The organism is Pararhodobacter oceanensis, from assembly GCF_003076755.1.
GTDB classification, from domain to species: Bacteria; Pseudomonadota; Alphaproteobacteria; order Rhodobacterales; family Rhodobacteraceae; genus Pararhodobacter; species Pararhodobacter oceanensis.
In genome coordinates this window covers 37,786-62,631 of record NZ_QDKM01000007.1, presented here as the reverse complement: position 1 = coordinate 62,631, position 24,846 = coordinate 37,786, and the positions used below count along the sequence as shown (strand labels likewise).

Genomic DNA, 24,846 nt, shown 5'->3' with positions numbered 1-24,846 from the left:
ATCGGCCTGCCGCCATGGGTCAGGCGGGTTTGGCCGAGAGCGCGCTATGGTCGATCGAGACGCCACGTTTCTCGGCGCTTTCCGTCACCGCCGCGCGCAGGCTCGGGTCATCGCGCAGAAGTTTCAGAAAGCGCGGCTCGTCCAGCGTCAGCAGGGTGCATTGGGTGATCGCCGTGGTCTGGCTGCGAAACGGCGTGCGGCGCAGCAGCGATAGATGCCCGAACATGTCACCACGGCCCAGCCTATAGACCTGTCCGGCGCGCACCTGTTCCACCGCGCCCGAGGCGATGAACCAGACCTTATCCGGCACCTCGTCATTGCGAAACAACACCCGGCCCTTGGCGACATAGACGGTGCGCATCTGCCGCACCAGCCGCTTGCGGGTGCTCTCGGGCATGTCCGAGAACAGCGGGAAACGGGCGATCAATGTCTCGCGCTGCACCGCCATATCCAGCCGCGGGCGTTTGGCCAGCTCGTTGCGGCGGTCGTTGATCCCCATCGACAGCGCATGGCGCAATTCGGGGCCGATCAGCCCGTCATCGACCAGCGCCGCATATTCATGCTCTTCCTGCGTCAGCACCATCTGGCGGATCAACCGGCGATCGAGTTCCTCGGCATAGCCCGGAAACTGCAGGCGCATCCCGTCCAGCGCCTGCTCGCTCTCCTCCAGCCGCCGGTCCAGAAGGTCGTGCAGCAGATCGGCCACCCGTTTGCCATGAATGCGGCGGATGCGGGCGTCGATGAAACTGTGCAACTCGCGCAGGATCGGCCCCACCGAAACGCGGTGCTCGAAGCGTTCGGCGGTGGCGGCGGCAAGGGGTTTGGAGATGCGCAACCGGTTGTGCAGAAAGGCCGAGAACGCCTCCCAAGTGCCGGTGCCACGGCTCATCCGCGCGGTCGAGAGATAGCCGAGCCGCCCGCCGGCGCGCGTGCCCTCGATCAACCGGTCGGCATCGGCGACCATGCGGTTGGCCAGACTGGCGGGGATCAGACCGTCGCGGAACCGCTCGAGAATCAGATCACGCTCGCGACCGGCCAGCGCCACCAGCCCGAGGGTCACGCGGTCGCGGTCGGAAATCTCGCTGCCCTCGACCGCCTCAGCCACCGCATGGTCCACGCGGGCGGCAAAACGCTTGCCCTCATCGCGCACGATATCATTGGTCAGGCCAAAGGTGCGGGCGGTCTCGGTCACTGTCTCGCGCACCGATTGCAGCGCCACGGCGACGACCTGCGCGGCCAGTGCGCTGTCGAGTTTCGACAATCGGTCGAGCCCGAGTTTCGCGATCACCAGCCGCAGGGTGGTCCCCTGCACGATCAGGGTGAACAGCGTAAAACCGGTGGCAATAATCCCGACCTGCCGTTTGACATCGACCGGAATGCGGATGCTCTCGGTCACCGCCAATGCCAGCGCCAGCGTGACCGCGCCGCGCAGCCCGCCCCAGAGGATGCCGCCCTTATAGCGGTTGTTGATCTTGGGCGAGAGTTTCAGCCGCGTCAGCAGGGGCAGCAGCGCAAACAGCATGAAGGCGCGCGAACTCAGCGCCGCAATCACCGCCACGGCGATCAGCAGGAAATCAAACGGGCGGGCATCCGCGAGCAGACCGGGGATCAAGAGTGCGGCCAGCACAAAGATCAGCCCGTTGGCCCAATGACCGAGCAAATCCCAAGTGTCTTGCAGCTTGGCTTGGGTCGGCGGCGACAATTGCCCCGGCGCGTGGAAATTCAGCGCCAATCCGGCGGCCACCACCGAGACCACGCCGGAGACGCCCAGCAGCTTTTCGGCCATCAGATACAGCAAATAGGGCAGCGCCACCGAGAGCGACATCTGCCCCAAAGGATGCATGCCGAGCCGCGCCAGCACCCGCAGCGCCACCCAGCCCGCGATCCAGCCGACCACACCGCCGCCGATCAAAAGCCACGGGAATTGCACCAGAATTCCCGATAGGCTGGGGTTGGGAATACCAAAGGCGACAAAGGCAAAGAACAGGCTGAACAGGGCAATCGCGGCGGCGTCATTCAACAGGCTCTCGCCTTCGACAATCCGTGCCAGCCGCTGCGGCGCGGCGGTGCTGCGAAAGATGCCGACCACGGCCGAAGGGTCGGTGGTCGAGACAATCGCGCCGACCATCAGGCAGGCCATGATCGACATGCCCGCCAGCGGGAACAGCGCCCAGCCGACCGCCATCGTGCTGACCACCACCGCAACCACCGCCATCAGCAGGATCGGCACCCAGTCGTCCAGCATCCGTCGCAGGTCTAGCGAGAGGGTGACCTGAAAGATCAGCGTCGGCAGGAACACAAACAAAAACAGGTCCGAGCGGATCGGAAGCGCCTGAATTGCGCTGGCGGCGGCGGTCAAAGCCTCGGGCACCGGCAGGGTGATCATCAGCGTCGAAAGGGTGCCGATGACGATGCCCAAAAGCGCCAGTATCACCGTCGCCGGCAGGCGCAAACGCGCCGCCAGCGGCTCGGCAAGACCGATAACCACGAATAGGCTCGCAACGATGGCAACGATAACAACGATGGTCATGGGGTTATCGTAAAAGACCCGCCGGAAATGTGCGAGATGTCAAAACCGTTTGACGGTAACTTTTTGGTTTTGCACCCGATTTAAGCGAGGGTTCCGATATGTGCCGCGGTATCGAGCATCCGGTTCGAGAACGCCCATTCATTGTCATACCACGATAGCACCCGCACCATATTGCCGCCCATCACGCGGGTCTGGTTGGGTTCGATGATCGACGAGCGCGGATCATGGTTGAAATCAATTGACACATTCGGGTGTTTTGTGACCGCCAGAACGCCGTTCAGCGGGCCATCGGCGGCGGCTTGCAGGGCGGCGTTGATTTCCTCGACCGTGGTGTCGCGGGCGGATTCGATGGTCAGGTCCACCGCCGAGACATTCGGCGTGGGCACACGGATCGCGACCCCGTCCAGCTTGCCGTCCAATTCGGGCAGCACCAGACCGACCGCGCGGGCCGCGCCGGTGGTGGTGGGGATCATGCTGAGCGCGGCGGCGCGGTCGCGGTAGGGGTCTTTGCCCAAGGCATCGAGCACCGGCTGGCTGCCGGTATAGGCGTGCACCGTGGTCATAAACCCTTTGGTGATGCCGACCGTGTCATTGAGCACTTTGGCCAAGGGCGCGAGGCAATTGGTGGTGCAGCTGGCGTTCGAGATCACCTTGTCGCTGGTCTGGATCGCGTGATGGTTGACCCCGTAAACCACGGTGCGATCCGCGCCTTTCGAGGGGGCCGAGACCAACACCCGTTTGGCGCCCGCTTCGAGATACGCCTTGGCCTTCTCGGCGTCTTTGAAAATACCGGTGCATTCGAGGACGATATCCACATCCGACCACGGCAACTCGGCGGGGTTGCGAATGGCGGTGGCACGGATGCGGCCTTGGCCCACGTCAATCCAGTCCTCGCCGGTGGTGATCTCGCCGGGGAAACGGCCATGGACGCTGTCAAAGCGCAGCAGATGCGCCAGTGCGTCGACCGGTCCCAGATCATTGATCGCGACGATTTTGAGGTCATCGCGCCCCTGTTCGATCAATGCCCGCAGAACGAGGCGGCCAATACGGCCAAATCCATTGATGGCGATGGTTGTGGTCATCGGGTGACTCCTTGCGCTGGGGCCACCATTCGCGGGGCCTGCATGTCATGGGTGAGTGCTTGTGGTGGCGCTAACATGAATGCGGCGCGGCGTCAATCAAACGCCGCAGGGCAGGGGCGTTTGGACAGCATCTGGGCATGAAAAAACCCGGCGCGCGGGGCACCGGGTTTGATAATTCTCAATATGGTGATGGTCAGATCAAGCGGCCCATGGCACCGGCGACATCGCCCATGCGGGTCGAAAAGCCCCATTCATTGTCATACCACGCCAGCACCCGCACCGTGCGCCCGACGACTTTGGTCTGGTCGGGGGCAAAGATCGAGGAATAGCTGGTGTGGTTGAAATCGATCGAGACTTTCGGCTCGTCGTCATACGACAGCACCGCGCCCATCGCACCGGCAGCAGCCTCGCGCATGATTTCGTTGACATCGGCTTCGGTGACATCTTTGGCGGCCTGGAAGGTCAGGTCTACAGCCGAGACATTCGGCGTCGGCACGCGGATTGCCGAACCGTCGAGCTTGCCGATCAGTTCCGGCAGTACATCACCCAGCGCTTTGGCGGCGCCGGTCGAGGTCGGGATCATCGCCATTGCCGCGGCGCGGGCGCGGTAGAGGTCGGAGTGGCGGCGGTCGAGCGTTGGCTGGTCGCCGGTATAGCTGTGGATCGTGGTCATAATGCCCGACTCGATGCCGATCGCATCGTTGAGCACTTTCGCCAGCGGCGCCAGACAGTTGGTCGTGCAAGAGCCGTTCGAGACCACCAGATGTTCGCTGCGCAATTCGCGGTGGTTAACGCCGTAAACGATGGTTTTATCGGCGTTCTTCGCCGGAGCCGAGACCAGCACCCGCTTGGCGCCGCGGCCCAGATGCACGGCGGCCTTGTCACGCTCGTTAAACTTGCCCGAGCATTCGAGAACCACATCGACACCTTCCCAGTCCAGCTCGGTCGGGTCATAGGTCGACATCACACGGATCGGCCCGCGGCCCAGATCCAGCGTGTTGCCCTCGACGCGGATCTGACCGGGAAAGCGGCCATGCACGCTGTCGTATTTGAGCAGATGCGCGTTGGTTTCAATCGGTCCGGTGGCGTTGATCGCGACGACCTGAACATCGTTGCGCGCGCTTTCCGCGATCTGGGACAGGGTGCAGCGCCCGATGCGTCCGAAACCGTTAATACCAATGGTGATGGTCATGTTGCCAGCCTCCGAAGAGCAAGTTTCGACTTGAGCAGCCGCAGGTTTTCACCGTCCGCGTCCGTTCACGTATTTGCGCTATATATACAGGGGCAATCATGTCTAAGAAAGGGCAAGAAACGAGATTTCGCAAGACGTTAGCGCAAACCGTGGGGCGAAATTCACTGTTTGCGATAACGTTTCTGCGCGCGTCTCTTGGCGGAATTGTTGGGGTGCTGTCGGTGAAGACGCATTGCACCCTCGCCGCGGCTCTTTTAAGACACTGGCAATCAAAGATATGGGCCAGAGTCATCGGCCAAATTTCCGGGCGGACGCAAATGATCCTTCAACTGGCGGTGTTTACCTATCTGGCCGCAATCAATGCCGGCGCCTTCTACCTGTTTGTGGTCGATAAACGCGCCGCGATTGCGGGCGAGCGGCGGATCTCAGAGGACCGGCTGCTGGCGGCGGCGTTTCTCGGGGGCTCGATCGGGGCCAAATCCGCGCAATTGCTGGTGCGCCACAAGATCCGAAAAGAGCCGTTTCGTCAGCAACTCAACGGGATCATTGCGGTGCAGATCGTTGCCCTCGCGGCGGCTTTCGCGGTGTCGATCCTCTCGGCGACGCCGGTGGTCAGCGCCTGACGACAGGGCGGCGCTATGGTGAACGCCGCGCCAAATAATGTGCGATTACAGCGCGTTGCGCAGAATATCCAGGAATCTGTCGACATCACCCTCACTGGTTGACCAAGAGGTCACCAGCCGCGCTTGCGATGCGCCTTCGGCCACTTGTGTGCCGATATCGGCGGGCCAGTCGTAGTAGATCGCACCGGCGTCACGCAATGCTTGATGGGCAGTGTTCGGGAGTTCGACAAACAGCATATTGCCGCCCACCGGATGCAGGATTTTCACGCCCGCCGCTTGCATGTCCCGCTCGCGCAATTCCGCCTCGAGCCGCGCCGCAGCCGCATTCGCGCGGCCCGCAAGGTCGAGCCAGAGCCCGTCGGTCAAATAGGCCTCCATCTGCGCCGAGAGATAGCGGTGTTTGGAGGGCAGATGCCCGCCACGCTTGCGGCGCAACTCGAATTCGCGCGCCTTGGCGGGATCAAAAATCACCACCGCTTCAACGCCGATCAGCCCGTTCTTGGTGCCGCCAAAGCTGAGCACATCGACGCCCGCGCGCCATGTCATTTCGGCAGGGGTGCAGCCCTCGGCGACCAGCGCATTGGCAAAGCGCGCGCCGTCCAGATGCACCGGCAGACCGTGGGTCTTGGCGATCCCCGCCAGACGGGTGATCTGCGCCACGGTATAGCGCGAGCCGCGCTCGGTGAGATTGGTCAGGCTGAGGATACCCGGTTGCGCGTGGTGCACGGCGGTGGGGGCGTTCTGCATCCGCAGCGCGAAGGCCTCGGCGTCGATCAGCCCGTCGGCGCCCTCCAGCAAGGTCAGTTTGGCGCCACCGGCATAGAACTCGGGGGCGTTGCATTCATCCTCTTCGATATGGGCGACGCGGTGGCAATAGATCGTCTGCCACGGCTGGATGAATGTCGCCAGCGCCAGCGCATTGGCGGCGGTGCCGGTGGCGACAAGGTAAACCTCGGCTTCAGGCGCCTCGAAAATCTCACGGATTTGGGCACGCACGCGGTCCATATAGGTGTCGGCGCCGTAGCCCATGGCGTAGCCGTCATTGGCGCTTGTGATGGCGTCGATCACTTGGCGCGGTGCGCCGGAGCCGTTGTCGGAGGCAAAAAACATCAGATTTCCTCGTCGATGATATAGTCTTCCCAGTCTTCCTCGGGCACGTCGAATTCGCCCACGGTGCGATAGCGGATCGAGGCGCCGGCAGTGTGCACGGTGTTCGGATCGCCCGAGATCAGCGGGTGCCAATCGGCCAGCCCGCGCCCCTCGTTGATGCGGCGGTAGGCGCAGCTTTTGGGCATCCAATAGGCGGTCTCATCCAGCGTCTCGGGGGTCAGGATGACGCATTCCGGCACGATGGTCTTGCGCACCTCGTAGTTCGAGCAGCGGCAGGTGGTGTCATTGAGCAACCGGCAGGCGATACGGGTGAAGAACACCTCGCCGCTGTCGGCATCTTCCAGTTTTGCCAGACAGCATTTGCCGCAGCCGTCGCAGAGCGCCTCCCATTCCGGTTGGGTCATCTGGTCGAGCGGCACTGTCTCCCAGAATTTGGGACGCAGGGCGGGCGGGGGTGTTTTCGTGACTTTACTCATCGCGCGAGACTCGGTGATTGCGGCCCGAAAGGAAAGGGCGCGGCGTGGAATTTTACCGGCGCGCGACAAATGGCGCGGAATTGGGCACTCAAATACCGGCGAGGATCTCGCGGGCCTGTGCGCTATCGGCATCCATTTGGGTGATCAGCGCTTGCAGCCCGTCGAATTTCGCCTCGGGGCGCAGATATTCGACCAGCGCCACCGAGAGATGCGCGCCATAAAGATCGCCGTTGAAATCGAAAAGATGGACCTCGAAATTCGGTGTGTTGACGCCAAACATCGGGCGCACGCCCAGCGAGGCGACGGCGTCATAGCAGCCCTGATGCGGGCCGGTCATCACCTCGGCTTTGACCGCATAAACGCCGAGCTTTGGCAGATGCAGCCCATCGACGGTCATATTTGCGGTTGGATAGCCCAGTTCGCGGCCGCGTTTGGCGCCGTGCACCACTTCGCTGTCGATGCGGTGGCGGTGGCCGAGCATCTCGGCGGCATCGCGGGCGCGTCCTTCCGAGAGCGCCTTGCGGATCGCGGTCGAGGAAAACACACCGTCGGTTTTGCCGATCAAAGGCACCACGGTGACCTCAAACCCCATCTGCGCGCCGTAGTCTTGCAGCAGCGCGACATTGCCCGCGCGGCGGTGGCCGAAGCAGAAATCCTCACCGACCACAACGTTCTTGATGCCCAAGCCCTCGCTGAGCACATCGCGGGCGAAATCCTCGGGCGGCAGCGAGGCCAGCGCTTGGTTGAACGGCAGCTCATAAAGCCGCTCGACGCCGAGCCTCTCCAGCCGGTTGCGGCGCGCCTCGGCGTTCATCAAGCGGAAGGGCGGGGCGTCGGGGGCGAAATACTCGCGGGGATGGGGCTCGAAGGTGATCACGCCCAGCGGCGTATCCGCGCGCCGTGCCGCGTCGATCACCGCTTGATGGCCTCGGTGGACACCGTCGAAATTGCCCATGGCAACAGAGGCGCCGCGCGCGCCCGGATCGGTGAGGGTCCAAGTCTTGAAAATCTGCATCCGGCTCCGCGTCCCCCACCCTCGGGGGGCAGGTCAGTCGAACTTGCGGCTCGGCGCCAAAACCAACGCGTCGCCCTTCAAAACGGTGGTATTGCCCACCATGCAGCGACAATCAAGACCCACACGGCGCTTGGCATAGTCGATTTCGCGCACCGACACTTCGGCAGTGACCACGTCACCGGGCCGCACTGGCGCCAGAAACTTGAGGTTTTGCCCCATATATATCGTGCCATGACCGGGCAATTGCTCGCCGATGATCGCGGAAATCAGCCCGGCGGTCAGCATGCCATGGGCGATCCGCCCCTCGAAAATCGTGTCGCGGGCATAGTCGTCATCCAGATGCACCGGATTGTGATCGGTGGAAATCTCGGCAAACAGCTCGATATCGCGGTCGGTGATTTCCTTGCGCAGGTGGCGTATCATCCCGACTTCGAGATCCTCGATGCAGATCGTTCCACGGGGCAGATTATCGGCGGGGCGCGTGTCGAGCATAGCAGGGGTTCCGGTTTTTTGTCCCATGGGGCGGGCTGACTGGCTTGTTGATACTGCGTTGCAGCATAGCGGGATCTGCACTGCGGCGCAAGATGGGTGCGCAAGATAAATACCTAGCAGCCAAAAATGGCGTAATTATGTTGCGTGTGAGGTTTTCGCGTGCTGCACGCTCAGGCCATGCGAAGCGGGTGGAGTGTGAAAGGCGGGAATCAGCTTTCCCCCAAGGCAAAGGCGCAGTAAGAGGCGGCAGGCAAGCGATTGGAGGCACGCATGAAGGCGGCGGTCATCACTTTTCCCGGATCCAACTGTGACAGAGATCTGGCAGTTGCGTTCGAACAGGCAGGCGCCGAGGTCACCCGCGTCTGGCACAAGGACGCGTCCCTGCCCGAGGGCACGGATATCGTCGGCATCCCCGGCGGGTTCTCCTTTGGCGACTATCTGCGCTGCGGCGCAATTGCGGCACGCTCGCCGATTGCCAAGGCGATCAGCGCCCATGCCGAGCGCGGCGGCTATGTGCTGGGCGTTTGCAACGGGTTTCAGGTGCTCTTGGAAACCGGCCTTCTGCCCGGCGCATTGATGCGCAACGCGGGGCTGAAATTCATCTGCAAGCCGGTGGCTTTGCAGGTTGCGACCACCGATAGCGATTTCACCAGCGGCTATGATCTGGACACGCCGGTGGTGATTCCGGTGGCCCATCACGACGGCAACTACCAAGCCGACGACGAGACGCTGGGGCTGTTGCAAGCCGAGGACCGCGTGGCCTTCCGCTATGCAGACAATCCCAACGGCTCGCGCGGGGATATCGCCGGTATTCTGTCGCACAACCGGCGGGTTCTGGGCATGATGCCGCATCCCGAGCGTGCGATTGACCCGCATCACGGCGGCACCGATGGCGTCGCGATGTTTGCGGGGCTGGTGGGCGCTTTGGCGCTTACGTGATCGCGGGCGGGGCGACTGACGCTTGAGCGCCTCGGCACTGCGGCGTAAGTTCGCCCAATGACAGGCGAAAGCGGACATTTCCTAGAGGACGGCGACGCGCAATCCGCGCTGCGCTCGGGCATGCCGCCTTGGGGCAAGGCGGTGGTCGTGCTGCTGGTGGTGATCGCCGCGGCGGTGGTCTGGGTGCTCGATGATTGGTTGAGCGAAAGCTTCGCCGTCGACACCCGCAACCGCGCCGAATTGCGGCTGGTGCTCTATGCCGGCAATATCGAAGCCGAGTTGCAGCGCACCCAGATTGTGCCGATCCTGATGGCCCGTGATCCCGAATTGCGGCAGGCGCTGGAAAGCATGAATTTCGCCTCGATCCCGCAGCTGTTGATCAGCCTGCAAGAGGATGTCGGCGCGGCTTCGATTGAACTTCTGGACACCTCGGGCCGTGTGGTCGGCGCCACCGACCGCAACCGGCTGGGCGTAATGCGCGCCACCGAGCCCCTGTTTGTCGACGGGCGGCGCGCCAATGATACGATCTTTACCGTGCATCCGCGCGACACCGGCGGCTATGGCTTTGCCTTTGCCCGCGCGATCCGAAGCGGCACGCAGGTGTTGGGTGTGGTCACGGTCGAGGTCGATTTGGCGAAATTTGAGCGCGCGTGGTCGGGGTTTGCCGATGCAGTGGCGCTGTTGGATAGCGAGGGGCGGGTGATCCTGTCGACCGAGCCGCGCTGGCGGGGCCGTACCGAGGCCGAGGCTTTGGCGCTGCGCGATGCGCCCTCGGCGATTGAGCGGGCGCTGCGTTATACCGCCGATCTGACGGGCAGGGGGCCCGATACATTCATTGCCAGCGAGGCGGTTTTACGCTCGGAAACCCGCGTGCGTCACCGTGGCTGGCGGCTGATCAGCTACACCGGTTACGGCGGCGTGCGCGAGAAGGTTAACGGTGTGCTGGCGCTGGTGATCATGGGGTTTGCGCTGCTGCTGGCGATGGTGTTCTACCTGTTCTCGCGCCGTGCCTGGTCACAGTCGGCGCGGTTCGAGCAGGAATCAGTAGAGCTGCGGCAGCTCAACATCCGTCTGCAGCGCGAGATTGCCGCCCGCGAGAAGATGCAAAAAGAACTGACCGTGGCCGAGCAGACGCTGGCGCAATCCTCGAAACTGGCGGTGCTGGGCGAGATGTCGGCGGCTGTGAGCCATGAGTTGAACCAACCTCTGGCGGCGATGAAAACCTATCTGGCGGGGGCGCGGTTGCTGCTCAATCGGCGGCGCTCGGAGGAGGCGCTGGTGTCGTTCCAGCGGATCGACGATCTGATCGACCGGATGGGGGCGATCACCCGGCAACTCAAATCTTTTGCGCGTAAGGGGGGCGATGCCTTCGCGCCGCTCGACCTGCGGCTTTGCGTGGCCGAGGCGCTGGCGATGATGGAGCCGCGTCTGCGCCAGCGCCGCGTGTTGGTGGTGCGCACGATGCCGAAAGAGCCGGTGATGGTGATGGGCGATGCGCTGCGGCTGGAACAGGTGCTGATCAACCTGTTGCGCAATGCCGTGGATGCGACCAACAAGATCAACGCGCCTCAGGTTGATATCGTGGTCACGCAGGGTGAAACGGTGTCGCTGATTTTCCGTGACAACGGTGTCGGGATCGCCGATATCGACAAGATATTCGAGCCCTTCCACACCTCCAAGAAACCCGGCGAGGGCGTCGGGCTGGGGCTGGCGATTTCCTCGGGTATCATTGCCGACCACGGCGGCCGCCTGACCGCGCGCAACCTGGCCGAAGGTGGCGCCGCCTTTGAGATTGCACTTCCCGTTTTGGTGAGCACTGCTGAAACGGCGGCATAAATGCTATACTTACAAGATAAATTTCAAGGAGACTCACGATGAACATCAGCGAGAGTGCCCCGAAGGTCGGCCGCAGTCCCGCGCGGATCGTGGTGGTGGATGACGAAGAAGACATGCGCGCCTCGATCAGCCAATGGTTGTCGCTGTCGGGTTTCGAGCCCGAGGCTTATGCCAGCGCCGAAGAGGCTTTGGCGGTGATCGGCTCGGATTTCGCCGGCATCGTGGTGACTGATATCCGCATGCCCGGTATGGACGGGATGGCCTTTCTCAAGCGGTTGATGGGGCTGGACGCGACGGTGCCGGTGATCATGATCACCGGTCACGGCGATGTGCCGATGGCGGTCGAGGCGATGCGGCTGGGCGCCTATGATTTCCTCGAAAAGCCCTTTGACCCCGAGCGGATGACGGAATTGGCCCGCTCTGCGTTGAAGGCGCGGGGTTTGGCGCTGGAAAACCGCGCACTGCGGCATGAGTTGGCCGATGGCGGCACTTTGATGCGGCGTCTGGTAGGCAATTCGCCCGAGATGGTGCGGCTGCGCGAGGATATTCTCGATTACGGGCAGGCCGATGGGCATGTGCTGATCGACGGCGAGACCGGCACTGGCAAGACCTTGGTCGCGCATGCGCTCCACGCGGTGGGGCCGCGCGCGGGCAAGCGGTTTGTCACCGTGTCCTGTGACGGGATGGAGGACGCGCAACTCGCCGCGCGGTTGTTCGGACCGGTGGAAACCGGCGGCCTGCCGCTGGTCGAAGAGGCGCGCGGCGGCACGCTCTGTCTTGAAGACGTCGAGGCGCTTAGTCCGGTGCTGCAGGGGAAGTTGCTGAGTTTCATTAACGACCAGCCCAGCCCGCCGGCGACACGGATTGTCGCGGTGTGCAATGCGCATACGGCGGGAAATACGCTGCAGGATGTGCTGCGACCGGACCTCTATTTCCGGCTGGCGGCAATGCAATTGACCCTGCCGCCGCTGCGCACCCGTGGCGAGGATATTCTGGCACTGTTTAAAAGCTATGCCGAGGATTACGCCGATGAATACGGCTGCCCCGCGCCCGAGCTATCGGCGCAAGACGCGGCCTATCTGCTGCAGGCGCCTTGGCCGGGGAACATCCGGCAGTTGATCTCGATCGCCGAACAATCGGTGCTTCAAAACCGTCGCGGCTCGGGCTCGGTGGTGTCTTTGGTGATGGCCGAGAACGAAGCCTCGGGCGGGGCGATGACCACCGAGGGCAAGCCGCTCAAGGACTATGTCGAGGCGTTTGAGCGCACCTTGATCGACAACACAATGCGCCGCCATAAGGGCTCGATTGTCGCGGTGATGGAGGAATTATGCCTGCCGCGCCGGACGCTGAACGAGAAAATGGCCAAATACGGGTTGAGCCGCGCCGAATACGTCTGATTTCCGGCGGTCTATGCGGCCCTACCCAAAGCCACGCGCAGCATAGTGTGCGTGGCTTTGATGCCTATTTGCGCGCATTTTTCGCGATTTTCCTGACAATTGTGCGCAATTCACGCTGCGTGAGCCGCAATCGGGGCGAAATGAACAGTGGATATTTGCAATTAGCCATTGCAGGAGGCCACTCATAGACCCTATGTTTATAGAACGGACGTGTCGCGTTACACGCTCCGGAAGAAATTCACAGCCCGCGCCTCCCTGTTTTTTGGTCGTGACGTGGGTGGGATCGGCCCTCAAAAGCCGCTGGAATGCCGGATGAGGCTTGTGTCCATCTGGTCTTGAACGGGCATCCGATGCGTTTCGCTTTAGGGTGCCGGAGCATGAAACCGCGATGCAACGAAGAGCATCAGCAAGATCCGTGAACGGGCCGCGCATAGGCGCCGCCCTGCGATTGCTGCTGCCCTGTATCGCCCACACCATTCCCCGTGATCCAATTCCGCGTGGGCCCTCTGGGTCTTGCGCGCATCGGCGTGGGGTAAGCAGGATATTATGGGAAAGAAGCTACTTATTGACGCCACACACGCGGAAGAAACCCGCGTTGTGGTGGTGGACGGCAACAAGGTCGAGGAATTCGATTTTGAGACCATCCACAAGCGCCAGCTCGCTGGCAACATCTATCTAGCCAAGGTTACGCGCGTCGAGCCGTCGCTGCAGGCGGCCTTTGTCGATTACGGTGGCAATCGCCACGGGTTCTTGGCCTTTGCGGAAATTCACCCCGATTACTATCAAATCCCCGTCGCGGATCGCGAGGCGCTGCTGGCTGAAGAGCGTGCTCTGGCCCGTGAGCAGGAGGATGATAACGGCAATGGAGGAGGTCATGGAAATGGCAATTCTGGGAATGGCAACGGCGCTTCTGCTGACGGCAACGGCAATGGCAACGGGGGCGGCAATGGCAAAGGCTCCGGTCGCCGTACGCGTCGCCGCCGCTCGTCAAACAGCGACGACAAAGCCAAGAGCGTAAGCGCCGAGGACAACCTCGATACCAATGGCGAGACCACTGCCGAGGCGGTGCCGGCTGTTGATGCAAAGCCCGAGAACGGCGATGCAAAGGCGCATGGCGACACGGTAAAAGCGAGCGATCAGGCGCCTGCAGAGCAGGCGACCGCCGAGCAGACGGCCGCCGAGCCTGTCGCTGAAACCGTTGCCGAGCCGGTCGCCGAGACCGCCGCGCCTGCCGAAGCCGAGACGGTTGATGCGCCTGCGCAAGGCGCCGCGACGCCTGAAGCCGCCGATAGCGCAGAACCTGCGGCAGTTGACGCGCAAGAGGACGCACCGGCGGAAGCGGCTGTCGCCAGCGAAGATACTCCGGCAGATCCAGCTGTCGCCGAGGAAACTGTTGACGCGGCACCGGAAGAGACCGCCGAAGAAGCACCGGTGGTGGAAGCTGAGGCTGCTGATGCCCCCGCCGAACCTACCCCCGAGGCTGCTGAAACCGAGGCCGACACCGCCGAGCCCGCGCAGGACGAGAGCACGGCAAATGACACCAACCCCAACCCCTCGGGCGGCGCCATCGCGGCGAATGCCGAAGGGATGGATAAGGTCACTTACGGCGCCATGGATGTGGTCGATCTCGGCGAGGATGAGGGCGAGACCGAGAGCGACGACGCTGACGCATCCTCCGATGACCAAGCTGCTGGTAACGACGAGCCCGGTAACGACACCTCGGGCAGCGACGACTCAGGCAACAACGACTCGGGTGATCACTCCGACGACGAGCCGGAACCCTACCGCGCCGCCGATTTCGCCAGCGAGAACGACAGCCAGATCGAATCGGTCGCCGACGAAGACGTGCAGGACGAGGTGCGCCCGCCGCGTCGCCCCCGTGCCCGCCGCTACAAGATTCAAGAAGTGATCAAAGTGCGCCAGATCATGCTGGTGCAGGTGGTCAAGGAAGAGCGCGGCAACAAAGGCGCGGCACTGACCACCTATCTGTCGCTGGCCGGTCGCTACTGCGTATTGATGCCTAATACCGCGCGCGGTGGTGGCATCAGCCGCAAGATCACCAATGCCGCCGACCGCAAGAAACTCAAGGAAATCGCCGGTGAAATTTCGGTGCCCGAAGGCGCCGGTCTGATCATCCGCACCGCAGGCGCGAACCGCACCAAGCCGGAAATCCGTCGCGACTACGAGTATCTGTTCCGCGTCTGGGAGCGGGTCCGCGAATTGACCCTCAAGTCGATTGCACCGGCACCTATCTATGAAGAAGGCAACCTGATCAAACGCTCGATCCGCGACCTTTATAACCGGGATATTGACGAGGTTCTGGTCGAGGGCGAGGCTGGCTACCGCACCGCCAAAGACTTCATGAAAATGATCATGCCCTCGCACGCCAAGAATGTGCGCCCCTACCGCGAGACCATGCCGCTGTTCGCGCGCTATCAGGTCGAAAGCTACCTCGGCAGCATGTTCAACCCGACCGTGCAGCTGAAATCCGGCGGCTATATCGTGATTGGCGTCACCGAGGCTTTGGTCGCGATCGACGTGAACTCGGGCAAATCGACCCGCGAGGGCTCGATTGAGGACACCGCGCTGAAGACCAACCTTGAGGCCGCCGATGAGGTCGCCCGCCAGTTGCGTCTGCGCGATCTGGCCGGTCTGATCGTGATCGACTTCATCGACATGGAAGAGCGCCGTAACAACGCCTCGGTGGAAAAGCGCATGAAAGACGCGCTGCGCACCGACCGCGCGCGCATTCAGGTCGGCCGCATCTCGGCCTTCGGTCTGATGGAGATGAGCCGCCAGCGCCTGCGTCCAGGTATGCTCGAGGCGACGACGCAGCCCTGCGCCCATTGCCACGGCACCGGCTTGATCCGCTCGGACAACTCGCTGGCACTGCAGATCCTGCGCGCGCTGGAAGAAGAGGGCACACGCGACCGCTCGAAGGAAGTGTTGGTCAAGGCGCCGACCGAGGTGGTGAACTATCTGTTCAACACCAAACGCGAGCATATCGCCCAGATTGAGGCCCGCTACGGGATGGCGATCCGGCTCGAGGCGGATACCTCGCTGATCAGCCCCGATTACACCATCGAGAAGTTCAAGACCGCGACGCGGATCGTCACCATCGCGCCCTCTGCGGTCGTGTCTCTCGACGCCAAAACCATGTCCGACCTCGACGATGAGTTGAGCGACAACGCATGGGATGACGAGGCCGAGAGTGACGCGAATGAAGCCAGCGAGGCGCCGCAGGACAGCGACGATCAGGCGACCAGTCGTGATGACGACAGCCAGTCGGACAACGGTGACGGCGGTAAGCGCAAGCGTCGGCGTCGGCGTCGGCGCCGTGGTGGCAGCGACCAGAACGGCGAGCAGCGCGGTGACGGTGGCTCCGATAACGGCTCCGAGGGTGGGTCTGACGGCCAATCCAATGGGCAGTCTGATGCATCCACCGATGGATCTGATGCCGGGGATGCTCCGGTAACCGACGGCGCCGAGGCGTCATCGGTGGATACGGCAGAGGGCGAGAGCGCAAAACCCGCACGTAAACGCCGCAGCCGCAGCCGCAAAAAGTCCGGCGATGACGAGGCAGCGTCTGAGGCGTCTGCCGAGGCCGCAAGCGAAACGGTGACCGAGGCAAGCGCCGAAGCCACCGACGCTGCGAGCGACGCTGCCGAGGCGCCTGCGCCGAAAAAGCGCACCCGCGCGCGGCGCCCGTCGAAGGCCGCCGCCGAGGCGGCGAGTGCCGAAACGCCAGCACCCGTCGCGGAAGCTGTGACCACCGAGCCTGCAACCGACGCACCAGTTGCAGAAGTTGCGAGTGCTGAGGTTCCGGCTGCCGAGGCTGTGGCAGAGGCTGCAGCGACGCCAGAGGCGGAAACGCCGAGCGAACCCGCCGCCGAACCGGCAACCGAGGCCGCGCCGGAGGCCACCGCTGAGCCGGAAGCGCCGGAGGAGACCGCCGAGCCTATGCCTGCCGCGGAACCCGAAACCGCAGCAGCAGAGCCCGCACCCGAAGCGCCGCGCAAGCCAAGACGCGTCGGCTGGTGGTCGCGCAAAGAGTGAGCGCGATAGAGGGAATGTGACCGCGCCCCCCGTGACAACGGGGGGCGTTTTCCTATACCTGAGCCACCCGGCCTTGCCCCGGGCCGCAGATACTCCCGGGGACCCTGATGTTCGGAATTGACCTCTTCGACGCCGCGCTGATGCCGTCACTTGCCGTGGCCCTGCTGGCCGGTCTGCTGTCCTTTCTCAGCCCCTGTGTGCTGCCCATCGTGCCGCCCTATCTGGCCTATATGTCGGGCATCTCGATGCGCGACCTGACCGAAGACAGCAAAGGCCCCAGCCGCGCCACTTTGCCCGCTCTGTTCTTTGTCATGGGGCTGAGCACGGTCTTCCTGTTCCTCGGCTTCACCGCTTCCACCCTCGGGCAGGTGTTCCTATTTCACCGCGAGCTATTCGCCCAGATCGCCGGCGTGGTGGTGGTGATCATGGGTCTGCATTTCCTCGGCCTGTTCCGCATTGGCTTCCTGATGCGCGAGGCTCGTCTCGAGGCTGGCAACCGTGGCGGCTCGGCCTTTGGAGCCTATGTGCTTGGTCTGGCGTTTGCCTTCGGCTGGACCCCCTGCATCGGTCCGATCCTCGGCATGATCATCACTCTGGCTGCCTCCGAGGGCTCGGTGGCCCGCGGCACCGCGCTGCTCGGGGTCTATGCCCTTGGTCTCGGCGTGCCGTTCCTCTTGGCGGCGATCTTTATCAGCCGCTCGATGACCCTGATGAACCGCATCAAACCCTGGCTCGGGGTGATCGAGAAAGCTATGGGTGTCTTGTTGATCATCGTTGGCCTTGCGCTGATCACCGGCGCGATGGCTAGCGTGTCCTTCTGGCTCCTCGACACCTTCCCGACCCTGCAATCCCTCGGCTAACGCCTTTCGTCCACCGCCCCGCGACCGAGCACATGCAGCCGGACCAAGCGCCGAAGTCAGTGCACGCCGACAGCCCCCTCATCTGTCCAGAAATATCCTGGGGGTGAGCCCGGCACGGGCGAGGGGGCAACGCCCCCTGAAGGCCCAAGTGACCCTAGGCGGCGCTATGGACCCACGCCTCCTGGCCTCGAAACAGCCGTAGGGTGTGTGCTTTGCACGCACCGTTCGAGAGCCGCGCCAGCGCCGTTGTTCAGGTGATCACATCCGGCGCATCGCGCCCGCTGCGCGCTTTGATCCCCGCCAGCGCCTCGATTGCCGCCGCCACCGGCGCCAGCGCCGCCTGCGGGTCCTGGCCGAAGTCGCGGGCGTCAAAGCGTTCCAGATAGACCCGCAGTGTCGCGCCCTCGGTGCCGGTGCCGGACAGCCGCAAGACCACCCGCGCGCCGCCCTCGAATGATATCTGTATCCCTTGGCGCGCCGCCGTTGATCCATCGACCGGATCAGTATAGCTGAAGTCCTCGGCGCTCTGCACCACCAGCCCCGCAACCTCGCGTCCGATGAGATCGGGCAGGGCGGCGCGGAGGTCATCCATTAAGCCGTTGGCGGCTTGGCTGTCGATCGCCTCATAGTCATGGCGCGAGTAATAAGTGCGGCCGAATTCCGCCCAATGCTCAGCCATGACCTCACCCACCGACATGCGTTTGACCGCCAGAATATTCAGCCACATCAGCACCGCCCAAAGCCCGTCTTTCTCGCGCACATGGTCCGAGCCGGTGCCTGCTGATTCCTCACCACAAAGTGTCGCCAGCCCCGCGTCGAGGAGGTTGCCAAAGAACTTCCATCCCGTCGGCGTCGCATAGCACGCCATGCCGCGCGCCTCGGCCACGCGGTCGACGGCGCAGGAGGTCGGCATCGAACGCGCCACACCTTTGAGCCCCGTGGCATAGCCCGGCGCCAGATGCGCATTCGCCGCCAGCACCGCCAGCGAATCCGATGGCGTGACATAGCAGCTCTTGCCGACAATCATATTGCGGTCGCCGTCACCATCCGAGGCGGCGCCGAAATCGGGCGCATCCGCACCATACATCGCAGCCATCAGCTCTTTGGCCCAGACCGGATTGGGATCTGGGTGCCCGCCGCCGAAATCGGGCAGGGGCACCGCGTTCTTCACGCTGCCCTTCGCCGCCCCCAGACGGTTCTCCAGAATTTCCACCGCATAGGGGCCGGTGATCGCATGCATCGCATCGAAATGCACCTTGTAGCCAGAGACAAAGAGAGCGCGTAGCGCGTTGAAATCAAACAGTTCTTCCATCAGTGCGGCGTAATCCGCGACCGGGTCGACGACTTCCACTACCATCGCGCCAACCCGCGTCTCGCCAAGCGTGGAGAGGTCGATATCCGGTGTTTCCAGCGTCAAATAGTGATCGATGCTCTGCGTCGCGGCATAGATCGCATCGGTAACCGCTTCGGGCGCCGGTCCGCCATTGGGCGTATTGTATTTGATGCCGAAATCTTCATCAGGCCCGCCGGGATTATGGCTTGCCGAAAGGATCACCCCGCCATCCGCGCCACGTTTGCGGATCAGGTTCGAGGCGGCGGGTGTCGAGAGCAACCCGTCTTGCCCGACGATCACCTTTGCCGCGCCCGAGGCCGCCGCCATCCGCAAGATCACCTGAATTGCTGCATCGTTGAAATAGCGCCCATCGCCGCCGACCACCAACACGCGGCCATCGACACCGCCGATGCCACTCCAGATGCTCTGCACGAAATTTTCCAGATACCCCGCCTGCATAAACACGCGGGTTTTCTTGCGCAGCCCCGAGGTTCCGGGTTTCTGTCCCTCAATCGGTTGCGTTGCGACGCGGGTGACTTGCATATTTATGATCCGTTTCTTCCAGCTTGGGTCATGATCGTGCCGGTCTCGCGCAGGCTTGCGGCGGAAATGAGACCGGAAAGGGGAATTGGCAGGCGGCGGCGCCAGTTTGGATGCTCAAAGACTGTGCCGGGCAGATTGGCCTGCTCGGTGGCGCCCGCCAGATCCTCGGCCTGCACCGCAACCAAAGCGCTGGCGGTTTGCGCCAAAAACCGGTGCAGTGCCGTCAGGTCGCTGCCGCCTGCGCTGGCGTCAAAGGCGCGGACTTCTTGGGTGCGCAACGCATGGGCGGCATCGGTATCGCTGAGTTCACCAAGCTGTGCCCGCCAGTCGATATCGCGGCCCTGACGCCAGCCCTGCCATGTCGGCAGATCATGGGTGCCCCAACTGGCCAGCGCTTCGGGCGCATAGGCCTCGGGGGGCGTGAAATCACCGGTGCCGTCCCAATCCCTCTCGAACATCGCCACGCGGCAGCCCATCACGCCAGAACCCGCCAGCGCATCACGTAACCCCTCGGGGATGGTGCCGAGATCTTCGCCGATCACGAAGGCTCCGGCGTGGCTGGCCTCAATGCGCAGCACCGCCAGCAGTTCCTCGCGCGGCATGGTGACATAGAGGCCGGGCAACCCGTCGGGCAGCCAGAAACTGCGCTCCAGCCCAAGAATATGGTCAATGCGCAAGAGGCCGCAAAACCGCATCTGTTGCCGCAGCGTCTGGGCAAAGGCGGCATAGCCGGTGGCGCGCAGCATATCGGCGCGCAGGGGTGCAAGCCCCCAGCGCTGGCCAGCGGGGCCAAGCAGATCGGGCGGCGCGCCAAGGCTGATGCCCTGCGCGAACATGTCGCGCTCGGCCCAAGTTTCGGCGCCATGCGGATGGGTGCCCACCGCGATATCGAGATAGAGACCAAAGGCCATCCCCGCCGCTTTCGCGCGCGCCTGTGCCTGCGCCAATTGCCCCTCGGCCTGCCACTGCGCCCAGGCGTGGAACCGCAGCCGTTGGGGATGCGCGCGGGCGAATGCGGCGACCTCAGGCGTATCGGGGGACTGGTAGGCCTCGGGCCAAGTCGACCAATAGGGCCCATGGATCTCGCTGAGCGCCTGATGGGTGGCGAAACGCTCCAGATCCGTGCCGCTCGCTGCGCGCCATGCGTCGAAGCCCGCATCATTGGTGAAGGCGGAAAACGCCGCCTCCAGTGCGGCGCGCTTTGCATGGATAGCGGGCGCATAGTCGATCAATGCACCGCTCTCTGGCATTACGTGGCCGGTCTCGACATGCAGCGCGTTCAGCCGCCGGCGGTGCGAGGGGGCATAGGGACTGAAATTCTCAGGGTCCATGGGAAAACCCGCGTGGATCGGGTTGATCCCGATGAAAGACGCGCCGGCGGGGGCGCAGCCCTCGGCAAGCTCACCCAGTTGCGCATAGCTGCCAAACCCCGCCTGCTGCCCCTCCCAAAGCGCGAATAGGGGCAGGGTCAGCCCCCAGCGTCGTGGTGGGGCGGGCAGCCGGTCAGGGGCGGCCAGAAGATGCACGGTCCAGCCGTTGTGATGAATGCGGTGATAGCCCACGGGTAGCGGTGGCAGCGGGCCTTCGCCGTGGATCTCCTCTCCCGCTTCGGTAATCAGATGCCAAGCGCCGGGGCCCCAATCCTTGGGTTCATGGGCGCGGATGGCAAGACTGGTGGATCTGTTAAGGTCGTCGGGTAACGCGTTGGCATCATTGCCATACCCAAGAGCCGATAGCACCGCCTCGCGGCTGGCTTCGGGCGCTTCCTGCATCTCTCCGGCGCCGTCACGGTAGCGCCAGATCAGACCCGCTTCGGCGCAGAGATCATCGAGCGCACTCATGTGTCGCTGTCCAGCACCAGTGCCGAGACCGAATGCGCGGGCACGGTTAATTTGCCAAAGGCGATGCGTTCATGCGGGGCCTCGGGGGCATAGGAATTGATCCGCCGCGACCAGATCATCCCGTCCGGCGTTGGCGGCAGGGAAATCTCTTGCGCGGCACCGGCGTTGAACACCATGAACAGCGCATATTCGAGGTCGGAATAGGCGGGTGTGTCGCTGGCAGTGCGCATCTCGACGCAGACGAAACTAAGCGCCGGATCCTCCCAATCGGCAGCACTCATCCGGCGGCCCTCGGGGTGCCACCAGAGCACATCAGCCTTGCCGTCAGAACTGCGCGCTTTCGAGTGCAGGAACAGTTTCTGCCGCAGGATCGGATGGTTTTTTCTGAACTCAATCAATCGTTTGGTGAAGGCGAGCATCTCCACATCGGCCTGCGCCCAATCCAGCCATGAAATCTCGCTGTCCTGACAATAGGCGTTGTTATTGCCCTGTTGCGTGTGGCCGATCTCGTCGCCCGCAAGGATCATCGGCGTGCCCTGCGAGAGCAGCAGCGTCGCCATCAGATTGCGCCGCCGCAGGGCCCGCATTTCATTGACCTGAATGTCGTCGGTGGGCCCGTCAACGCCCATATTATCCGAGTAATTCTCGGAGTGGCCGTCGCGGTTATCCTCGCCATTGGCGATGTTGTTTTTCTGCGCGTAGCTGACCATATCCATCAGGTTGAACCCGTCATGGGCGGCGATGAAATTGACCGAACTGGTCGCCATCCGGCCGGAATGATCAAACTGGATCGCCGAGCCGGTGATGCGGGCGGCGAGTTCCGGTGCAGGCCGGTGATCGCGGCGCCAGAACCGGCGCACCCCGTCGCGGTATTTGTCGTTCCACTCCATAAACGGATTGGGAAAAGCGCCCAATTGATAGCCTCCGGGGCCGATATCCCAAGGCTCGGCGATCAGTTTCACGCGGTTGAGCACCGGATCTTGCCGGATCGCGGCAAAGAACGCCGAGTTGGGCTGAAACCCGTGGTCATCGCGCGCCAGCGTTGAGGCCAGATCAAAGCGAAACCCGTCAATATGCATCACCTCGACCCAGTAGCGCAGGCTGTCCATCACCATGCGCAGGACCATCGGGTGATCAAGGTTCAGCGTGTTGCCGCAGCCGGTGTCATTGATGTAATGGCGCGGATTGGGGGCGAGGCGGTAGTAGCTTTTGTTGTCGATCCCGCGGAATGACAGGGTCGGCCCCAACTCACTGCCTTCGCAGGTATGGTTATAGACAACATCGAGAATAACCTCGATCCCTGCCGCATGAAGACGCGCGACCATGTGTTGGAATTCATTGATCTTTCCATGGGTCATGTAGCGCGGTTCAGGGGCGAAAAAGCCTAATGTCTGATATCCCCAATAATTTGTCAGACGTTTCTCGACCAGCCAGCGATCGTTGAGAAAAGACTGGACCGGCAAGAGTTCAATCGCGGTGATGCCGAGATCGACCAGATGGTCGATCGCCTGATCCGAGGCCAGCCCCAGAAAGCTGCCGGGATGGGCGCACTCCATGTTGCGGGTCAGCCCTTTGACATGCGCCTCATAGATAATCGTTTCATTGGCGGGCGTTGCCAGCGGGCGGTCATTGCCCCAGTTGAAACTGGGATCTTCGACCACGCATTTGGGCATAAAGCGCGCGGAATCGCGGGTTGAATAGGTCAGATCCAGCGTTTTTGCGCCGGGATTATAGCCGAACAGCGCATCCGACCAGCGCGGGTGGCCGGTGATCCGCTTGGCATAGGGGTCCAGCAGCAGTTTGTTGGGGTTAAACCGGTGGCCATCTTCGGGCGCAAACGGCCCATGCACGCGGTAGCCATAGCGCTGGCCGGGGCAGAGGCCGGGCACCCGCCCGTGCCAGATCCAGCCGCTGCGCTCGGGCAGGAACATCCGGTCGGTTTCACGCATGCCATCAGGTGAGAAAAGACACAGTTCCACCGCCGTCGCATGTTCCGAAAAGATCGCGAAATTGACCCCGTCGCCGTCGAAATTGGTGCCGATGCGGTCGTGCCGTCCGGCTTCGATTGTCAGTGTCATGGCGCCTCCTGAGCGTCAGTTGCGAGGCGGTTGAACAGCGCGGCATAGAGCGGCGCGCTGGCCTCCCAGCCGACCGGTTGCGTCATGGCGTTGCCTTGCAGGCGCTGAAACAGCGGCTGATCGGCGTAGAGCGTGCAAAGCTGCGTCAAAGCGGCGGTGAGGGCGGGCACCGAATCCGGTTTATGAGTGATGCCGGTGGCGCATTTGGTGGCCAGCGCGGCGGCATTGGCGTGGATCACCGTATCAGCCAGCCCGCCGGTGCGCGCGACTACCGGCAGCGCTCCGTAGCGCAGACCGTAAAGCTGGGTCAGCCCGCAAGGCTCAAACCGTGAGGGCACCAGCACCGCGTCGGCACCGGCAAACATGCGGCGCGACAGCGCGTCGTCATAGCCGATGCGCACACCGATATGCTGTGGGTTTGCAGCGGCGGCGGTTAACCAAGCGTGTTCCAACTGCCGGTCGCCGGAGCCCAAAAGCGCCAATTGTCCGCCGCGTCCGATCAGGGCGGGCAGGGCTTGCAGCAGCAGGTCCAGCCCCTTTTGATCCGACAGCCGCGAGACCACCACCGCCAGCGGCCCGTCGCTATCGGCAAGGCCGAATTCCGCGCGCAGGGCCTGCGTGTTGCGCGCCTTACCCGCCGGGGACGAAAAGGGTTTGATCGCCGGATCGCTTTGCGGGCACCACAGGTTGGTGTCGATCCCGTTGAGAATGCCGGTGAGCGCCCCAGCGCGGGCGCGGATCACCCCGTCTAGCCCCATGCCGAACTCGGGTGTCATCAGCTCTTGCGCATAGGTCGGGCTGACCGTGGTCAGCGCTTGCGCCATGGTCAGACCGGCCTTGAGCGCCGAGATATGCCCGTAGTATTCAAACCCGTCTATGTCGAACCCCGAAGCGGGAAGACGTAGTGATTTCAAGCGGTTGCGCGAGGTCAGCCCGTGGAAGGCCATATTGTGGATGGTCATCACGCAGGGCTGCGTCGCGCCCATTTCCTGCATATAGACCGGCGTTAATCCCGCCTGCCAATCATGCAGATGCAGCACATCGGGCCGCCAGTCTTTCACCGCACCTGCGGCGATCTCGGCGGCGGCAAAGCTGAGGGCGGCAAAGCGCAGGTCATTGTCGCGCCAGTCCTTGCCGCTCTCGTCAAGATAGGGCGTGCCGCCGCGTGCAAACAGCGCGGGCGCGTCGAGGATCAACAGGTCCAACCCGTGGCATTTGGCGGCCAAGATCCGCGCGGGATGGCCCAATAGATCTTTGCGGGTGAACAGCGGTTTCGCCTTGCCGATTTGCGCCATCACCGCGGGGTAGCCGGGGATCAATGTGCGGATCTTGAGGTCATGTGGGGCCAGCGCATGGGGCAGGGCGCCGACCACATCGGCGAGACCGCCGGTCTTAACCATGGGCGCGCATTCCGACGCCACGGCGAGGATATTTCGCAAGCTG

At 63.1% G+C, this 24,846-nt stretch carries 17 protein-coding genes; 6 read left to right on the top strand and 11 right to left on the bottom strand.

The window, feature by feature from the left end; translation table 11 throughout:
• Positions 1-19: 19 nt before the first annotated feature.
• The 3 genes from DDE20_RS14495 to gap (DDE20_RS14485) all read right to left on the bottom strand — a co-directional run bounded on the left by DDE20_RS14495 (position 20) and on the right by gap (DDE20_RS14485) (position 4,804).
• Positions 20-2,530, bottom strand: a complete 2,511-nt coding sequence (locus DDE20_RS14495) for a cation:proton antiporter (RefSeq protein ID WP_116559238.1) — start codon at positions 2,528-2,530, stop codon at positions 20-22.
• Positions 2,531-2,610: 80 nt separating this feature from the next.
• Positions 2,611-3,612, bottom strand: coding sequence for a type I glyceraldehyde-3-phosphate dehydrogenase (gene gap, locus DDE20_RS14490; RefSeq protein WP_116559237.1), 1,002 nt, complete (start codon positions 3,610-3,612; stop codon positions 2,611-2,613).
• A 193-nt stretch (positions 3,613-3,805) separates the two neighbouring features.
• Positions 3,806-4,804 carry a type I glyceraldehyde-3-phosphate dehydrogenase gene (gene gap, locus DDE20_RS14485; RefSeq protein ID WP_116559236.1) on the bottom strand — a complete coding sequence of 333 codons (999 nt, stop codon included), beginning with the start codon at positions 4,802-4,804 and terminating at the stop codon, positions 3,806-3,808.
• Between the two features lie 317 nt (positions 4,805-5,121).
• Between gap (DDE20_RS14485) and DDE20_RS14480 the strand changes: the two genes are divergently transcribed.
• Positions 5,122-5,427 (top strand): DUF1294 domain-containing protein, encoded by a 306-nt coding sequence (locus DDE20_RS14480; protein ID WP_116559235.1) that lies wholly within the window; start codon positions 5,122-5,124, stop codon positions 5,425-5,427.
• A 45-nt stretch (positions 5,428-5,472) separates the two neighbouring features.
• Here the strand turns inward: DDE20_RS14480 and DDE20_RS14475 are convergent, their stop codons facing one another.
• From DDE20_RS14475 to DDE20_RS14460, 4 genes are all read right to left on the bottom strand, one after another.
• Positions 5,473-6,537 carry a threonine aldolase family protein gene (locus tag DDE20_RS14475; RefSeq protein ID WP_116559234.1) on the bottom strand — a complete coding sequence of 355 codons (1,065 nt, stop codon included), beginning with the start codon at positions 6,535-6,537 and terminating at the stop codon, positions 5,473-5,475.
• Positions 6,537-7,013 carry a YcgN family cysteine cluster protein gene (locus DDE20_RS14470; protein WP_116559233.1) on the bottom strand — a complete coding sequence of 159 codons (477 nt, stop codon included), beginning with the start codon at positions 7,011-7,013 and terminating at the stop codon, positions 6,537-6,539. The genes DDE20_RS14475 and DDE20_RS14470 overlap by 1 nt, the downstream gene beginning before the upstream one ends.
• Before the next feature lie 88 nt (positions 7,014-7,101).
• Positions 7,102-8,028: a bifunctional riboflavin kinase/FAD synthetase gene (locus tag DDE20_RS14465; protein ID WP_116559232.1), complete on the bottom strand. Its 927-nt coding sequence runs from the start codon at positions 8,026-8,028 to the stop codon at positions 7,102-7,104.
• Between the two features lie 33 nt (positions 8,029-8,061).
• Positions 8,062-8,520: a MaoC family dehydratase gene (locus DDE20_RS14460; protein WP_116559231.1), complete on the bottom strand. Its 459-nt coding sequence runs from the start codon at positions 8,518-8,520 to the stop codon at positions 8,062-8,064.
• Positions 8,521-8,790: 270 nt separating this feature from the next.
• Between DDE20_RS14460 and purQ the strand changes: the two genes are divergently transcribed.
• The 5 genes from purQ (at position 8,791) to DDE20_RS14435 (ending at position 17,608) form a co-directional block, all read left to right on the top strand.
• A complete protein-coding gene (gene purQ / locus DDE20_RS14455; RefSeq protein WP_116559230.1) occupies positions 8,791-9,459 on the top strand; it encodes a phosphoribosylformylglycinamidine synthase subunit PurQ in 669 nt (222 codons plus the stop codon).
• 120 nt (positions 9,460-9,579) lie between these two features.
• A complete protein-coding gene (locus DDE20_RS14450) occupies positions 9,580-11,295 on the top strand; it encodes a sensor histidine kinase (RefSeq protein WP_116559330.1) in 1,716 nt (571 codons plus the stop codon).
• A 38-nt stretch (positions 11,296-11,333) separates the two neighbouring features.
• Positions 11,334-12,692, top strand: coding sequence for a sigma-54-dependent transcriptional regulator (locus DDE20_RS14445; RefSeq protein ID WP_116559229.1), 1,359 nt, complete (start codon positions 11,334-11,336; stop codon positions 12,690-12,692).
• Between the two features lie 546 nt (positions 12,693-13,238).
• Positions 13,239-16,748, top strand: a complete 3,510-nt coding sequence (locus DDE20_RS14440; protein ID WP_116559228.1) for an Rne/Rng family ribonuclease — start codon at positions 13,239-13,241, stop codon at positions 16,746-16,748.
• Positions 16,749-16,855: 107 nt separating this feature from the next.
• Positions 16,856-17,608: a cytochrome c biogenesis CcdA family protein gene (locus DDE20_RS14435; RefSeq protein ID WP_116559227.1), complete on the top strand. Its 753-nt coding sequence runs from the start codon at positions 16,856-16,858 to the stop codon at positions 17,606-17,608.
• 250 nt (positions 17,609-17,858) lie between these two features.
• Here DDE20_RS14435 and DDE20_RS14430 read toward each other — a convergent pair whose 3' ends face one another.
• From DDE20_RS14430 to glgA, 4 genes are read right to left on the bottom strand one after another with little or no spacing between them, the layout of a single operon-like run.
• Positions 17,859-19,484, bottom strand: coding sequence for an alpha-D-glucose phosphate-specific phosphoglucomutase (locus DDE20_RS14430; protein WP_116559226.1), 1,626 nt, complete (start codon positions 19,482-19,484; stop codon positions 17,859-17,861).
• 2 nt (positions 19,485-19,486) lie between these two features.
• The gene (gene malQ / locus DDE20_RS14425) at positions 19,487-21,325 is read right to left on the bottom strand and encodes a 4-alpha-glucanotransferase (RefSeq protein WP_116559225.1); all 1,839 of its coding nucleotides are present in this window, start codon (positions 21,323-21,325) and stop codon (positions 19,487-19,489) included.
• Positions 21,322-23,403, bottom strand: a complete 2,082-nt coding sequence (gene glgX, locus DDE20_RS14420) for a glycogen debranching protein GlgX (RefSeq protein ID WP_116559224.1) — start codon at positions 23,401-23,403, stop codon at positions 21,322-21,324. Before glgX ends, malQ begins: the two co-directional genes overlap by 4 nt.
• The gene (gene glgA, locus DDE20_RS14415) at positions 23,400-24,842 is read right to left on the bottom strand and encodes a glycogen synthase GlgA (protein WP_116559329.1); all 1,443 of its coding nucleotides are present in this window, start codon (positions 24,840-24,842) and stop codon (positions 23,400-23,402) included. Before glgA ends, glgX begins: the two co-directional genes overlap by 4 nt.
• Positions 24,843-24,846: the final 4 nt, after the last annotated feature.

What these genes read in the sequence shown, in the direction of transcription:
- DDE20_RS14495 (WP_116559238.1), bottom strand. Translation starts at nt 2,530, where the DNA reads ATGACCATCGTTGTTATCGTTGCCATCGTTGCGAGCCTATTCGTGGTT.
- gap (WP_116559237.1), bottom strand. Translation starts at nt 3,612, where the DNA reads ATGACCACAACCATCGCCATCAATGGATTTGGCCGTATTGGCCGCCTC.
- gap (WP_116559236.1), bottom strand. Translation starts at nt 4,804, where the DNA reads ATGACCATCACCATTGGTATTAACGGTTTCGGACGCATCGGGCGCTGC.
- DDE20_RS14480 (WP_116559235.1), top strand. Translation starts at nt 5,122, where the DNA reads ATGATCCTTCAACTGGCGGTGTTTACCTATCTGGCCGCAATCAATGCC.
- DDE20_RS14475 (WP_116559234.1), bottom strand. Translation starts at nt 6,537, where the DNA reads ATGTTTTTTGCCTCCGACAACGGCTCCGGCGCACCGCGCCAAGTGATC.
- DDE20_RS14470 (WP_116559233.1), bottom strand. Translation starts at nt 7,013, where the DNA reads ATGAGTAAAGTCACGAAAACACCCCCGCCCGCCCTGCGTCCCAAATTC.
- DDE20_RS14465 (WP_116559232.1), bottom strand. Translation starts at nt 8,028, where the DNA reads ATGCAGATTTTCAAGACTTGGACCCTCACCGATCCGGGCGCGCGCGGC.
- DDE20_RS14460 (WP_116559231.1), bottom strand. Translation starts at nt 8,520, where the DNA reads ATGCTCGACACGCGCCCCGCCGATAATCTGCCCCGTGGAACGATCTGC.
- purQ (WP_116559230.1), top strand. Translation starts at nt 8,791, where the DNA reads ATGAAGGCGGCGGTCATCACTTTTCCCGGATCCAACTGTGACAGAGAT.
- DDE20_RS14450 (WP_116559330.1), top strand. Translation starts at nt 9,580, where the DNA reads ATGCCGCCTTGGGGCAAGGCGGTGGTCGTGCTGCTGGTGGTGATCGCC.
- DDE20_RS14445 (WP_116559229.1), top strand. Translation starts at nt 11,334, where the DNA reads ATGAACATCAGCGAGAGTGCCCCGAAGGTCGGCCGCAGTCCCGCGCGG.
- DDE20_RS14440 (WP_116559228.1), top strand. Translation starts at nt 13,239, where the DNA reads ATGGGAAAGAAGCTACTTATTGACGCCACACACGCGGAAGAAACCCGC.
- DDE20_RS14435 (WP_116559227.1), top strand. Translation starts at nt 16,856, where the DNA reads ATGTTCGGAATTGACCTCTTCGACGCCGCGCTGATGCCGTCACTTGCC.
- DDE20_RS14430 (WP_116559226.1), bottom strand. Translation starts at nt 19,484, where the DNA reads ATGCAAGTCACCCGCGTCGCAACGCAACCGATTGAGGGACAGAAACCC.
- malQ (WP_116559225.1), bottom strand. Translation starts at nt 21,325, where the DNA reads ATGAGTGCGCTCGATGATCTCTGCGCCGAAGCGGGTCTGATCTGGCGC.
- glgX (WP_116559224.1), bottom strand. Translation starts at nt 23,403, where the DNA reads ATGACACTGACAATCGAAGCCGGACGGCACGACCGCATCGGCACCAAT.